The 13,489-nt window shown below is 68.6% G+C and carries 12 protein-coding genes; 3 read left to right on the top strand and 9 right to left on the bottom strand.

Annotation, left to right across the window (positions count from 1 at the left end; all coding sequences use genetic code 11):
• Window positions 1-302: 302 nt before the first annotated feature.
• The 3 genes from ARC63_RS01760 to ARC63_RS01750 are packed head-to-tail and all read left to right on the top strand — an operon-like array spanning window position 303 to window position 2,708.
• Entirely contained in the window at window positions 303-875 is a 573-nt protein-coding gene (locus tag ARC63_RS01760; protein ID WP_005420172.1) for a DUF1190 domain-containing protein, read from the top strand.
• Window positions 876-882: 7 nt separating this feature from the next.
• Window positions 883-2,061, top strand: coding sequence for a glutathionylspermidine synthase family protein (locus tag ARC63_RS01755; protein WP_057502375.1), 1,179 nt, complete (start codon window positions 883-885; stop codon window positions 2,059-2,061).
• On the top strand, window positions 2,061-2,708 hold the full coding sequence (locus ARC63_RS01750) for a hypothetical protein (RefSeq protein ID WP_057502374.1): 648 nt from the start codon (window positions 2,061-2,063) through the stop codon (window positions 2,706-2,708). Before ARC63_RS01755 ends, ARC63_RS01750 begins: the two co-directional genes overlap by 1 nt.
• Window positions 2,709-2,812: 104 nt before the next feature.
• Here ARC63_RS01750 and ARC63_RS01745 read toward each other — a convergent pair whose 3' ends face one another.
• From ARC63_RS01745 to ARC63_RS01705, 9 genes are all read right to left on the bottom strand, one after another.
• Entirely contained in the window at window positions 2,813-4,111 is a 1,299-nt protein-coding gene (locus tag ARC63_RS01745; protein WP_057502373.1) for a DUF58 domain-containing protein, read from the bottom strand.
• A complete protein-coding gene (locus ARC63_RS01740) occupies window positions 4,108-5,094 on the bottom strand; it encodes an AAA family ATPase (protein WP_014648782.1) in 987 nt (328 codons plus the stop codon). The genes ARC63_RS01745 and ARC63_RS01740 overlap by 4 nt, the downstream gene beginning before the upstream one ends.
• Window positions 5,091-6,275, bottom strand: coding sequence for a DUF4350 domain-containing protein (locus tag ARC63_RS01735; RefSeq protein WP_057502372.1), 1,185 nt, complete (start codon window positions 6,273-6,275; stop codon window positions 5,091-5,093). Before ARC63_RS01735 ends, ARC63_RS01740 begins: the two co-directional genes overlap by 4 nt.
• Window positions 6,272-7,894 carry a DUF4129 domain-containing protein gene (locus ARC63_RS01730; protein WP_057502371.1) on the bottom strand — a complete coding sequence of 541 codons (1,623 nt, stop codon included), beginning with the start codon at window positions 7,892-7,894 and terminating at the stop codon, window positions 6,272-6,274. Before ARC63_RS01730 ends, ARC63_RS01735 begins: the two co-directional genes overlap by 4 nt.
• The gene (locus tag ARC63_RS01725) at window positions 7,884-8,876 is read right to left on the bottom strand and encodes a stage II sporulation protein M (RefSeq protein WP_057502370.1); all 993 of its coding nucleotides are present in this window, start codon (window positions 8,874-8,876) and stop codon (window positions 7,884-7,886) included. The genes ARC63_RS01730 and ARC63_RS01725 overlap by 11 nt, the downstream gene beginning before the upstream one ends.
• Entirely contained in the window at window positions 8,873-9,562 is a 690-nt protein-coding gene (locus ARC63_RS01720; protein WP_010482196.1) for an RDD family protein, read from the bottom strand. Before ARC63_RS01720 ends, ARC63_RS01725 begins: the two co-directional genes overlap by 4 nt.
• Before the next feature lie 123 nt (window positions 9,563-9,685).
• Complete coding sequence (locus ARC63_RS01715; RefSeq protein ID WP_010482194.1) at window positions 9,686-10,216, bottom strand: gamma carbonic anhydrase family protein; 531 nt, start codon at window positions 10,214-10,216, stop codon at window positions 9,686-9,688.
• Window positions 10,217-10,409: 193 nt separating this feature from the next.
• Complete coding sequence (mnmG, locus tag ARC63_RS01710) at window positions 10,410-12,299, bottom strand: tRNA uridine-5-carboxymethylaminomethyl(34) synthesis enzyme MnmG (protein WP_057502369.1); 1,890 nt, start codon at window positions 12,297-12,299, stop codon at window positions 10,410-10,412.
• A 547-nt stretch (window positions 12,300-12,846) separates the two neighbouring features.
• Window positions 12,847-13,332, bottom strand: a complete 486-nt coding sequence (locus ARC63_RS01705) for a hypothetical protein (RefSeq protein WP_019337023.1) — start codon at window positions 13,330-13,332, stop codon at window positions 12,847-12,849.
• Window positions 13,333-13,489: the final 157 nt, after the last annotated feature.

The raw sequence follows: 13,489 nt of genomic DNA, 5'->3' as shown, positions 1-13,489 counted from the left end.
GCGGGGGACGCCGTAAACCCTTCCTTGGGGGCTTGGCCGCGGCATCCATGCCGCGGACACCCCCGCCAGCGGACCCACCCCGCCTTCGACAGTTTCCCGCGATCTGTCGGGGCCGGCGCTCTGCGTTGCTCTTGGCTCTTGGTAGGTGTCGACCTTGGTCGACACGATGGATCCACGCCACGCGTGGATGATGGGGAACGACGAAAATGAAAGGCCGTTCATCTTTCCCACTTTGCCGATTCCGGTTGCTGGCCCGGATTTGGCATCATTGGGGCATTGATCCGTCGACAGGGCATGAGGCCATGAAACGTTCCCGCACCACCGCGCTGCTGCTGATGAGCGCCGCGCCGCTGCTGTTCACCGCCTGCCAGAAGGAGCCGGAGGTGAAGGTGCAGGAAGGCCTGTACACCTCGGTGGAAGCCTGCACCGAGGCCACCGGCGATCCGTCGTCGTGCCGCAATGCCTTCGCCGAAGCGCAGAAGCAGGCCGCCGATGCGGCGCCGAAGTACGCCAGCAAGGAAGCCTGCGAGAAGGACTACAAGCCGGAACAGTGCGTGCAGCAGCACACGTCGGCGGGTACCTCGTTCATCGGCCCGATGATGATGGGCTTCTTCATGTCGCAGATGCTGAGCAACCGCGGCGGCCTCGCCCCGCAGGCGCCGGCGTCGGCACCGGCTTACCAGGACAAGAACGCTGGCTGGGCGCGCCCGGCACCGGGCGGCACCGGTGGCCTGAACACCGCCAGCGGCATCGGTGCCGGCAAGGCTGGCCTGGCGCCGGTCACCAGCGAGCCGAACCGTGCGGTCACTGCCAGCCGTGGTGGCTTCGGCAACACCAGCGCACGCCGCAGCACCAGCGGCAGCTACGGCGGCTGATCGACCCATGCAGCGCATCCGGATTGCCGAGCGTGCCCAGTGGCGGGTACGCGCGGAAGAGGCGGGTTTCCGCTTCCACACCATCGACGGCCAGCCGTACTGGGATGAAAGCGCGTACTACGCCTTCACCCTGCGCCAGATCGAACAGGACATCGAAGACCCCAGCGCCGAGCTGCACCAGATGGCGCTGGACCTGGTGGGCGATGTCATCGCCAGTGAACGGTTGATGGACAAGCTGGCGATTCCGTCGCACTACCGCGACTGGATCGCCGACAGCTGGCGCCAGCGCCAGCCACACCTGTACGGGCGCCTGGACCTGGCCTACGACGGTACCGGCCCGGCCAAGCTGTACGAACTGAACTACGACACGCCGACCTCGCTGTTCGAGGCCAGCTTCTTCCAGTGGCAGTGGCTGGAAGACCAGCGCAACGCCGGTCGCCTGCCGCAGCACGCCGACCAGTTCAACGCGATCCACGAGGCGCTGGTCGAGCGTTTCGGCGAACTGGCTTCACAGCTGCCGCCGCCGCTGTACTTCAGCGCGGTGGGCAGTTCGGAGGAAGACCGTGGCACGGTCGAGTACCTGCGCGACTGCGCCTCGCAGGCCGGCCTGCATGGCCAGGCCATCGCCATCGAGGATATCGGTCTGTCCGAGGACGGCCGCTTCACCGCGCTGGATGATTCGGTGATCGGCACGCTGTTCAAGCTGTATCCGCTGGAAGACCTGATGGCCGAGGAATTCGGTCGCGCGCTGCCCGGTTCGGGCATGCAGCTGCTGGAACCGGCGTGGAAGGCAGTATTGAGCAACAAGGGCATCCTGCCGCTGTTGTGGCAACGCAACGTGGGTCATCCGAATCTGCTGGAAGCGCATTTCGATGACGGCAGTGCACTGGCCTCGGGCTGGGTGCGCAAGCCGCTGTTCTCGCGCGAAGGCGCGAACATCGAGATGCACCTGGCCGATGGCAGCACCCAGCGCAGCGACGGCCCCTACGATGGCCCCGCGATCATCCAGCGCGCGCATCCGCTGACCCGCTTCGAAGGCGGCTACCCGCTGATCGGCAGCTGGGTGATCGGCGACCACGCCTGCGGCATCGGCATCCGCGAGGACGACAGCGCGATCACCCGCGACAGTGCGCGCTTCGTGCCGCACGCGATCGTTGATGAGGCGCCGACGCGGATCTACGTCTGATGACGGTGCGGCGTTGGCCTGGCCGGCATGGGCGTCCCACGCCCGTGCCGGGCCGGCATTTCGATGACGGGCGCAGCCTGCAGGCCTTCGCGGACCGCGTCGCTGTGCGTTGCCATCGCTGCGACACCCCCGGTTGGGTGATCGCCAGCTGGAAACCCTACCGGTGGACGGCGCGATTCCGCTGCACAGGCTGCAGTTCAGCGCTGGACAGTGGTGACTGGGTCGGTGCGGTCTACATCCTGGGCCGCCAACCTTGTGGATTCTGTGGGCATCAGTGGCTGCATGTGCGCCGCCGGGTTCCCGCTGGCGTGCCTGCACCGGCGTCCTTCGCTGCTCTATGTGCGCAATGTGATCGCAGTACCGATGTTTCGGTCGTGGTGCGTCCGTTGCGTGACGCCGAGTCTGCCGATCCGCACTTCGGATTGCCGCTGCGCCTGGTCGAACCGACCCGCGCGGGACTGCTGTGGGCCTATAACACTGAACATTTGCAGGCACTGCACGAGTACGCGAGCGCGACGTTGCGGGAAAGCCGCGGCCATCACCGATCCATGTTCTCGCGCCTGCCGCAGTGGATGAAGCTGGCCCGCAACCGGGTGTTGCTGCAGCGTGCGGTGGAGCGGTTGCAGCGGCGATTGCTGCAGGGGTAGTGCCGGCCGCTGGCCGGCAATCGCCGTTGGTAGATGCCGACATTGGTCGGCGCTGTGGGTTTCGTGCCAACCAAGGTTGGCACCCACCAGCGCGATCGTTGGTATCAGAGCAATCCTTCGCGCTTCACCGCCAGGTAGCGCTCCACCAGCGCGCCGGGCAGGGCATCGGCGGTCACGTCCAGCACCATCACGTTCTCGCTGCGCAGTGCGTCGTGCGCCTTCGCGCGCTGCTGCAGGTAGAGTGCGGCGGCACCGGCCTGGGTGGCGTCTTCCAGTGTCTGCACTTCGCTGTCCAGCACGCCGTCCAGCTCGCGCTCGCGCAGGCTGGCCACGCATACCAGGTGGCGCCGCTGCAGCAGGCGCACTGCCGCCAGCAGGTCTTCGATGTCCTCGTCGCGCACGTTGCTGACCAGCATCACCAGCGCGCGCCGGCGCTGGCGCAGCGATACCTCGGTGGCCGCAGCCAGGTAGTCGGTGGCCACCGCGCGCGGCTGCAGGTCGTAGCTGGCACGTAGCAGGTGCTCGACCGTGCCCATGCCACGCTGCGGTGCCACCCAGCGGCGTTCACCACCGGCAGCAAACAGGCCGGCGGCGTCACCCTGGCGCAGCGCCAGGTACGCCACCACCAGCGAAGCGTTCAAGGCGTGGTCGAAATGCGAGAGCCCGCCTTCGCTGGCCAGCATGCGCCGCCCACTGTCGAGCATCAGCAGCAGCTGCTGGTTCTTCTCGTCCTGGTACTCACGCGAGACCAGTTTGCGTGCACGCGCGGTGGCCTTCCAGTCGAGCTGGCGCAGGCTGTCGCCGATGCGGTACTCGCGCATCTGGTGGAAGTCGGTGCCCTCACCGCGGCGGCGCTTCACGTGCGCACCGACCAGCCGCGAGGCCTGGTCGGCACTGAACAATGCGAAGCGGGTGAGCGGCACGAAGTTCGGATAGACCCGCACGTCCAGCGCGGGAGCCAGCGTGCGTTGCTGCCACCACAGGCGCCACGGCGAGCGCATGCGCAGGTGCACGCCTTCAAAGCGGAAGTGCCCACGCTGCAGCGGGTGCAGGTGATAGTGCAGGGTGGAGGCGCTGCCGGCCTGCAGGCGCACGCGCTGCGGCAGCGATTCCAGCGGCCAGCCGCCCGGCACCAGGTCGAACACCTGCACCGTCATCGACGTGTCTGCCTGCAGCCGCAGCGCGGCCTCGCGGCGCACGCCCAGTGCCAGCGCTTCGGGCAGTTCGCGTTGCACCTGCGGCGACGGACGCCGCGACTGCCGCCACAGATCCATCAACGCCGGCACGGCAATCGCCAGTGCCGCCAGCGCCCAGCTCCAGCGCGGCAGCAACCCGCCCAGCACCAGGCCACCCAAGGCGGCCCAGGCCAGCAGCAGCGCCAGCAGCAGCGGGGCCGGCCTCATCGGCGCGGCGCTTCCACCTTGGCCAGCAGCGCGCCCAGCACGTCGTCGGCGTCCTGGCCTTCGATCTGCAGTTCCGGGGCCAGCGCGATGCGGTGGCGAAGCGCCGGGCGTGCGATGTCGCGCACATCATCCGGAGTGACGAAATCACGGCCGGCCAGGACCGCCTGCGCGCGCGAAGCACGCACCAGCGCGATGCTGCCACGGGGGCCGGCACCGACCGCGATACCCGGCCACTGCCGGGTGGCGGCAACGATGCGCACCGCGTAGTCGATCACTTCGTCATCGACGGTGATCGCTGCAGTGGCACGCTGCAGTTCCAGCAACTCGCCGGCACCGAGCACGCGCGGCACCTGGCTCAGGTCGAAATCGCTGGCAGCACGACCACTGGTGATCGCGGTCACCATGCGCTTCTCGTCCTCCAGCTGCGGGTAGTCGATCAGCACCTTCAGCAGGAAACGGTCCAGCTGCGCTTCCGGCAGCGGGTAGGTGCCCTCCTGCTCCAGCGGGTTCTGCGTGGCCAGCGCCATGAACGGCGGCGCCAGGGTGAAGGCCTTGCCTTCGATGGTCACCTGGCCTTCCTGCATCACTTCCAGCAGCGCCGACTGGGTCTTGGCCGGTGCACGGTTGATCTCATCGGCCAGCAGCAGATTGGTGAACACCGGGCCGCGGCGGATCTTGAAGCTCTCGCTCTTCGGGTCGTACACCGCGTGGCCGCTGACGTCGCTGGGCATCAGGTCGGGGGTGAACTGCACGCGACCGTAGTCCAGCTCCAGGGCCTGGGCCAGCGCGCGCACCAGCAGCGTCTTGCCCAGCCCGGGCACGCCTTCGATCAGCACGTGGCCGCCGGCCAGCAGGGCCACCAGAATCTGGTCCAGCACATCGGCCTGGCCGATGAAGGCGTGTCCGACGGCGGTGCGGATGGCATCGACGCGTTCGATCAGGCGGGCGTTGGCGGCCGCCGGCAGCTCGGGGACTTCGGTCATAGCAGGGATCTCATCTGGAGCAGCAAGCGGATGCGCTCGCGCAGGGCGGAGGAATCGTGCGGCGGAGGGGGCGTGAGCGCGCTGGCAACGCGGCCTTGAGGCCACTTCAGCAGCTCGGCGATGGCCTGATCGCGTGGCGCACCCTCCAGTGCGGCCGCAACCGGTGCGCGCAGGCGCAGGCGGTGCAGGAACAGGGCGAGTACGGCCTCGTACAGGCGCGTACCGTGGCCGAAACGCAGCAGCAGTTCACCACTGGCACGCACGTGTTCCAGCAGCGAACGGCGTTCCAGTACCGGTGACGGCAGCAGGCTGCCGAAGCGCTGCGAGCGGCCCCACAACCAGCCCAGCAGGGCCAGCAGCAGTGGCGCCCACAGTGGCCAGCCCTGGTAGAACATGCGCGACCACAGCGACGGCGGGCGGCTGGCGTAGATCAGCCAGACCGCACCCTTGCCGTAGTTCGGATCGAGCAGATAGCGGGTCAGGTCGCGGTGCGACGCGTCGTGCAGGCCGTCGCTGGCCTTGCCCCCTGCCGATGCCAGGCGCGCTGCCGGTGAGTCCACCTCGCTGCGCATGAACTCCATGTCGGCCAGCACGCTCACCTTGCCCTGGCCATTGCGCAGGCGCGCAAACACCAGGTCGCGATCCGTGCCCCAGCGACGTTCGGCCTGTGCACTGGCGGCAAAACCCAGGGTGAAGCGGCGGCCTCCACAGAACTCAACGTGACCAGGATCGTCGTCGACATGGAACGGCTGGCAGTCGCTGCGCTGGAACAGGCTGTCCACGCCCAGCTGATCCAGCAGGGGCCCCTGCGTGCTGCCGGCATCGTCCTCGGCCGGTGGCGGCGTCCGCACCAGCAGGTGGCCGCCCCCGTCGACCCAGTCCAGCAGCGCGCTGGCGACGGGCGGCGGCAGTTCGCTGCTGTCCTGCAGCAGCACCACCGTGTCCTGCGGCCCCAGCGTCATTTGCCGCAGTTCCAGCCGTGGCCGCGAGTGCACGTCAATGCCGTCGGCGCGCAGGGCCTGGCCGAGCACGTACAGCGGGTTGTAGCCAGCTTCGCCCTGCGGCGGCAGCTGCACGGTCTCGGTCACCCGCTCATGCGTGCGCAGGTAAAGGATCGTCAGCGGTACACCGAACAGCACCACTGCACCGAGCAGCAGCGACCAGAACAGGCGCGGGCTCATGCCTGCCACCCGTACTGCTGGCGCAGCGTATCGGCCAATGCATCGAAATCGGCGCGGCTGGGCAGGCGGCCACCGTAGGCGGCGTACTGCCACATGCGCACGATGCGCGCGAACAGGTCACGGTCGCTGGCCTCGGGCATGCGCCGCGACGCGCGCAGGCATTGCGCTTCGGTGGCACCGGGTGGAAGCGCGATACCGCTGCGCTCGCCCACCGTGCGCACGCTGGCGCGGTACAGAAGGGCCAGCGCCTGCCGCGGCCGGCCCTGGTCCCAGAGCAGGCCGGCCTGGGTGGCCACGTCCGGCGGCAGCACCACCGGCAACTCCACCTGTTCCTCCACCACCGGCGGTGCGGCCTCGGCCTTGCGTCGGCCACTGCCCCGCAGCCACGGCAGCCACAGCCGTGCGGTCAGCAGCAGCACCAGCAGCAGGACGCCGAGCAGCCCCCACAGGCCCCATTCGGCCAGCCGCGCCAGCCAGGCGATGCCGTCCTTGCGCGCTTTGCGTTCACCGTTGCTGTTGGTGTCACGCTGCAGCTGCTTGTCTTCCTTCTTCTCTTCCTCGGCCTGTTCGATCGGCTTCCAGCGGGTGACCTGGCGGGTCGGGCGCTGCAGCGGGTCTTCATAGGCGCGGTTCACTGCCTGACGGAAACCGGCGGTGTCCACCGGCGTACCGCCGAAGATCATTGCCGGGGTGTTGGCCGGGTCGATGGTCGGTGCTTCGTCGCTTTCCTCGGCGTCGATGCCACGGTCGTTGGGCTTGCCCATGGCGCGTTCGGGCTCGGCGTCTGTGTCCTGCGCATGCACCGGTGCGGAGACCAGCGGCAGTGCCAGGCACAGCAGCAGGGCCAGCGTCGATGCCGCCGGCAGTAGCCGCTCGCGCAGGCGGCGCAGGGCGATCTCCACATCCCAGGCTTCCATCTGCGTGCGCCGGTTCAAGTACAGGCCAAAGCCCGCACCGACGAAGAACGGGCCGATCAGCACCGAGGCCAGCCAGCACGCCAGGTTGAAGCCCAGCCGTGCCCATGCGGGTGTGTCCTGGCCGATCATGTCCCATGCGGCGCGCCATGATTCGGACATCAGCTCCAGTGGCATGAACATGAACACCGCACCGATCGCGCCGGACACCAGCACGGCTTCGAACGCCATGCAGGTCACGGTCAGTACCAGTGCCGCGCCCACTGCGCCGGCTGCCACTGCACGACGACGTGGGCCGCGCTGGCCCGGTGTGTTGCCTTCCAGCAGGTTCACCGGCAGGCACAGGCTGCGCAGCACGCTGAAACGACGCCAACCCAGGTAGCCCCAGAAGCCGCTGTTGCCCCAGTGACGTTGCGCACGCAGCGCGGCCAGCGTGCCGACTGGTTCACCGAAGATGCCGCGCGACAGCACATACAGCGGCGCACGTTCGAACAGCGGTTTGCACCACCACATCGCCAGCCAGGCCCAGCCGAAGGCATCCAGCCACCAGCCCAGCGCGTTGAAGATCACGAACAGCGGTGCACTGGCCAGCAGCCAGCTGCCCCACAGCGCGCGCGCGTGACGGCGGGACAGCGCGGTGCCCAGCTCCATCGCTTCCCAGCCACTGCGGGCACGCAGCGCCACGTCCAGGTGGTCAATGCGCATGGCCAGCTCCACGTCCGCCGCGCCACAGCCACAGCAGCACGCCGGCCCACAACACACCGGCCACGCTGAACTTGCCCCATGCAGGTACTTCGGCGATCGATGACCAGAAGGCTTCGATGAAGGCGGCCACCAACAGCATGAAGGCGACGCCGAGGCACAGCCGCGCGCCGATGCGGCCGCCGTCGACCAGTGCGTCCAGGCGGCTGCGCCGGCCCGGCGCCAGCAGCTTCATGCCCAGCTGCAGGCCGGCACCGCCAGCGATCACGATCGCAGTCAGCTCGAAGGCGCCGTGGCCGACCACGAAGCGCCAGAACGGGTCGCCATGGCCGATGTGCTGCAGGTGGCCGGCCACTGAACCGATGATCACGCCGTTGAACAGCAGCACCAGCAGCGTGCCCAGCCCGGCCAGCAGTCCGCTGGCGAAGGTGCGCAGGGCGATGCTGATGTTGTTCATGATGTAGTGGCCGAACATCATCCAGTCGGTGCCGCTGTCACGCCCCAGGCGCTCGGCGGCGGGATCGTACATGCGCTCCATCTCTGCGATCTGGCGGTTGTCCATCAGCATGTGGATCAGGTCCGGATAGACCTGCACCAGCACGAAGCAGGCCACCGCCGGCAGCGCGAACATCGCCAGCGCTACCCACATGCTGCGCGCCTGGCTGCGCACCAGCAGCGGGAAGTCGGCCACCAGGAACTCCAGGGCACCCCGCCAACGTGTCGGCGGCGTGCGGTACAGCACGCTGTGGCCGTGCTGCATCAGCTGCTGCAGGCGCTGCACCAGCTGCGGGCTGTAGCCGCGCTCGCGGGCCAGCGCCAGCTGCTGGCACAGCCGCCGGTAGCGCTGCGGGAAGGTCGTGTCGTCCAGTGCCAGGCCGCTGGCCTTGCGGCGCGTGCGGCGTGAGGCGCCGGCACGCAGCAGCAGCCACTGCTCCAGGTCCTGCCATTCCCGCTGGTAGCGGGCGACGAACTGCTCCTGTTTCATCGCCGCCCCAGCAGCCAGTTGGCCATCGCATACAGGCGCAGAACGCCGACCTGGCCGTGGGTGCCGGTCAGCGGCTCGGCAATACCGGCCAGCTCCTGCTGGCGCGCCGCCGACAAGCGTGGCGCGCGCTCGGCGAAGGCCATCAGCGCGGCCTGTTCCTCTGGTCGCAGGGGCTGCGGCGGGGCCAGCACGCTGTCGATGGTCGGCGGCGGTGGCAGATACAGCGCGGGTGCATGCACCACCACGGTGCCGGCCACCAGGTCGCCCAGGCGGCGGCCATGCGGATCGAACAGGCTGCTGATCAGGCCCAGCGCATAGCCGAAGGGCAGCATGTCCACCGTGCGCAGCAGGTTGCGGGTGATCGCCGCCATCCAGCCTACCGGCGCGCCATCGCGGGACAGCACGCGCAGCCCCAGCGCACGCTTGCCCAGGGTGCGTCCCCACACTGCTTCGCAGACGATCGGGTAGGCCCAGTAGACCAGGAACATCAGCACCAGGTAGAGGCCGGAGCCGAACTTGTCCAGCAGCGCCAGCGGAATGGACACCAGCACCAGTGCCGCGATGCGCACGCCGAGATCGACCAGCCAGGCCATCGCCCGCGGTACCGGGCCGGCGGCAGGCAACTGCAGCGGCACACCCTCTGGCGTCACCACCTCGCGGTAGGTATCGAGCATCGGTGCGGCCATCAGCGCGATGGCCTTCGTTGTGGGCGCCGGAGTCCTCTCCGGCAGGCAGCCACAGGCATGGGGGTCTCGACAGGTCCTGGTCGGGCCCAGACTTTAGCAGAGCCGCGTGGCGGCGTTGGCTGCTCAGCCCCGGTATTCGTCCTTCAACCGCACGTAGTGGTCGGCCGAATAGTGCAGCGACTCGATCTCCTTGTCGCTCAGCGTGCGCGCCGGCCGCGCCGGGTTGCCGACCCACAGCTCGCCTTCGCCCACCACCTTGCCCGGGCCGACCACCGCACCGGCGCCGACGAAGCCATGGCGCTCCACGCGGGCGCCGTCGAGGATGCAGGCGCCCATGCCGATCAGGCTGTAATCGCCGATCGTGCAGGCGTGGATGATGCAGCCGTGGCCGACGGTCACGCCTTCGCCGATCAGGGTCGGGTAGCCGGCCTTGTTGTACGGGCTGTGGTGGCTGACATGGATGATGGTGCCGTCCTGCACGTTGGTGCGCGCACCGATGCGCACGTAGTTGACATCGCCGCGGATGACCGTGCCCGGCCACACCGACACGTCGTCGGCCAGCTCCACGTCACCGATGACGGTGCAGGCCGGGTCGATGTACACGCGCTCGCCGAGGACGGGCATCTTGTCGCGGAAGGGGCGCAGCGGGTTCATCGAAGTCTCCGGAAATCAGGGCGTTCGCGACGATGATACGCGCTCGGCCAATGGCGGCCCCCCGCCGACACCTGCAACTGCCGGGATGCTTCATGCATCCGTGTCGACCAAGGTCGACACCTACCAGAGGCGGATCGCGCGCCGCATTGCAGTAGATCCACGCCGTGCGTGGATGGCATCCACCGGTCCCGTGTTACGCCACGCGGCCGCGGCGTGCGCGTTCCAGATGCACCAGCAGCAGCGAGATCGCCGCCGGCGTCATGCCGGGAATCCGCTGTGCCTGGCCGATGGTCTGCGGGCGTACGCGCTCCAGCTTCTGCAGTGCTTCGGCCGACAGCCCGCGCACCGTCGCGTAATCGAAGGCTTCAGCGATCGGCGTGGCTTCGTGCCGCTGCTGGCGCTCGATTTCCTCGCGCTGGCGATCCAGATAGCCGGCGTACTTCACGCCGATCTCCACCTGCTCGGCCACTTTGGCGTCGGCTACCGCCGGGCCCAGCGACGGCACCTGCATCAGCTGCGCGTAGTCCAGCTCCGGGCGCTTGATCAGGTCCAGCACGTTGGTTTCGCGGCTGACCGCCACGCCCAGCGTGTCCTGCACTTCGCGGCCCAGCGCATTGGCCGGGGTCGCCCACAGTGCACCCAGGCGTGCGCGCTCGGCGGCGACGGCGGCCTGCTTGGTCTCGAACGCGTTCCAGCGGCGGTCATCCACCAGGCCCATCTCGCGGCCGGCCGGGGTCAGGCGCTGGTCGGCGTTGTCTTCGCGCAGTTGCAGGCGGTACTCGGCGCGGCTGGTGAACATGCGGTACGGCTCGTTGGTGCCGTGGGTGATCAGGTCATCCACCAGCACGCCCAGGTACGCCTCGTCGCGGCGCGGGCACCAGCCGTCCAGCCCGCGCACCTGGCGTGCGGCGTTGAGGCCGGCCAGCAGGCCCTGCGCGGCGGCTTCTTCATAACCGGTGGTACCGTTGATCTGGCCGGCGAAGAACAGGCCGTTGACCAGCTTGGTTTCCAGCGAGGCCTTCAGCCCGCGCGGATCGAAGAAGTCGTATTCGATGGCGTAGCCGGGGCGGGTGATGTGCGCGTTCCCGAAACCGCGGATGCTGCGCACCATCTCCAGCTGCACGTCGAACGGCAGCGAGGTGGAGATGCCGTTGGGGTAGATCTCGACGATGCCCAGGCCTTCGGGTTCGACGAAGATCTGGTGGCTGGCCTTCTCGGCGAAGCGCACCACCTTGTCCTCGATGGACGGGCAGTAGCGCGGGCCGATGCCTTCGATCTGGCCGCTGTACAGCGGCGAGCGGTGCAGCGCGTCGCGGATGATCTGGTGGGTCTGCTCGGTGGTGTGGGTGATCCAGCAGCTGACCTGCTGCGGATGTTCGTCCACCGAGCCGAGGAAGGACATCACCGGGCGCGGCGTGTCGCCCGGCTGCTCGTCCATCACGCTGTAGTCCAGCGAGCGGCCATCGATGCGCGGCGGCGTGCCGGTCTTCAGGCGGTCGACCTGGAACGGACGCTCGCGCAGGCGCGCGGCCAGCGTGGTGGCCGGCGGGTCACCCATGCGGCCGGCGGCGTACTGGGTCGGGCCGACATGGATCTTGCCGGCCAGGAAGGTGCCGGCGGTCAGCACCACGGCCTCGGCGTCGAAGCGCAGGCCGGTCTGGGTGATGACCCCACGCACGGCATCGCCTTCGATGACCAGGTCATCGACCGCGGCCTGGAACACCGTCAGGTTGGCCTGGCCTTCGACGATGGCGCGGATCGCCATGCGGTACAGGTTGCGGTCGGCCTGGCAACGGGTGGCACGCACGGCCGGGCCCTTCGATGCGTTGAGCGTGCGCCACTGGATGCCGGCGCGGTCGGCGGCATGCGCCATCGCACCGCCCAGGGCGTCGATCTCCTTGACCAGGTGGCCCTTGCCGATGCCGCCGATGGCCGGGTTGCAGCTCATCGCGCCCACCGTTTCGATGTTGTGGGTCAGCAGCAGGGTGCGCACGCCGGTGCGGGCCGCGGCCAGCGCGGCTTCGGTGCCGGCGTGGCCACCGCCGATGACGATGACGTCGTAACGATGGAAGGACGGGTTCATGGGGGCTGTTCAGCTTGGGGCAGGCGCGGCCGGAGGCGCCGCCGGGGTGGCGATTTTAGCGCCATTCGGGGTCCGGACGCCGGCGCCGGCCAGTTGGTGGCGAAATCGGCCCTAAAGTTGGCAGGATTTTTGCAGATAACCCAATAGCACCCATCGTGGCTGGCGCCGTAGGCGCCCGTGACCGGAATTGGAACAGGGGCCGGTACAGGCGCACGGTGGGGGAGCAGAGGGCCGGCAGTCGGGGGACTGTCCGGCCCTGTTTTTTTGGGGCTGTCGGGAAGGCGCCATCCACGCATGGCGTGGATCTACTGAAGCTGGGCTTTCGCCGGTTGGCGACCTGACAAAACAAACGGCCCCGCATTGCGGGGCCGTCTGCCTTCAGAGGTGCCGACATCCGACAGGGCCGGAACAGGGGGGATCCAGATGTTCCTGTCGGATATCGACGTAGAGCTTTTTGCGGCGGCCCGTGTCGTTTTTGTCACTTTGTGACGCGGGCCGTCACTGTCCGCGTAGAGTGCGGCTTAGACCGTGTGAAATGCAAGACGGTTCAGCGCTCAACTGTGCGCTGCGTCGCACGATCCATGTTGCGCCAGGGGGAACCGTTCATCCTCGGCGCACTCGGTGCCGGTGCCGGACGGGCCTGCGGCGGGGGCGCCGACGGCTGCGCGTTCGACTGCGGCGGACGGCGCATCGAGTCCATGTTCCGCCACGGCGAACCACCGTTGTACGACGGTCGCGACGGCGGCGGCGGACGGTGCTCGCCACCATTGCCCGGGCGCGGCGGCGGGCGATGGTTGTGCGGCGGGCGGTAGATCGGGCGCGAGTAATACGGATTGCCGTAGCCGCCGTAGTAGCCGCCATAGCCACCGTAGTAGGGGCCGTAGTTGTAGGGATAGCCGGCCGGGTAGCGGTACTCCACCGACGGCGCACCGTGGTAGTAGCTGCCGCTGCGGCCGCCGCCGACATAGTCGTAGGTGGTGCAGCCGGTCAGGGCCAGCAGCAGGCCACCGGCAAGCATCAGGCGCATTTTCATGGTGGGTCCCCCCAGAGGACGGGTGTGCAGTCAGCTTCGGGCGCCAGCGTTGAATCGGCCCTTAATTCCGCCGGCCAGGATGAATGGAGGCGTAGGGCTGCATGCTGGCATGACCTGTGTCCCGGTCGCCAGCGCGAAGCCATACGTTAATCTTGCG

Source organism: Stenotrophomonas geniculata ATCC 19374 = JCM 13324, assembly GCF_001431625.1.
Classification (GTDB): domain Bacteria; phylum Pseudomonadota; class Gammaproteobacteria; order Xanthomonadales; family Xanthomonadaceae; genus Stenotrophomonas; species Stenotrophomonas geniculata.
The sequence above is the reverse complement of the archived record's forward strand: the minus strand, read 5'-3'. Positions and strand labels throughout refer to the sequence as shown.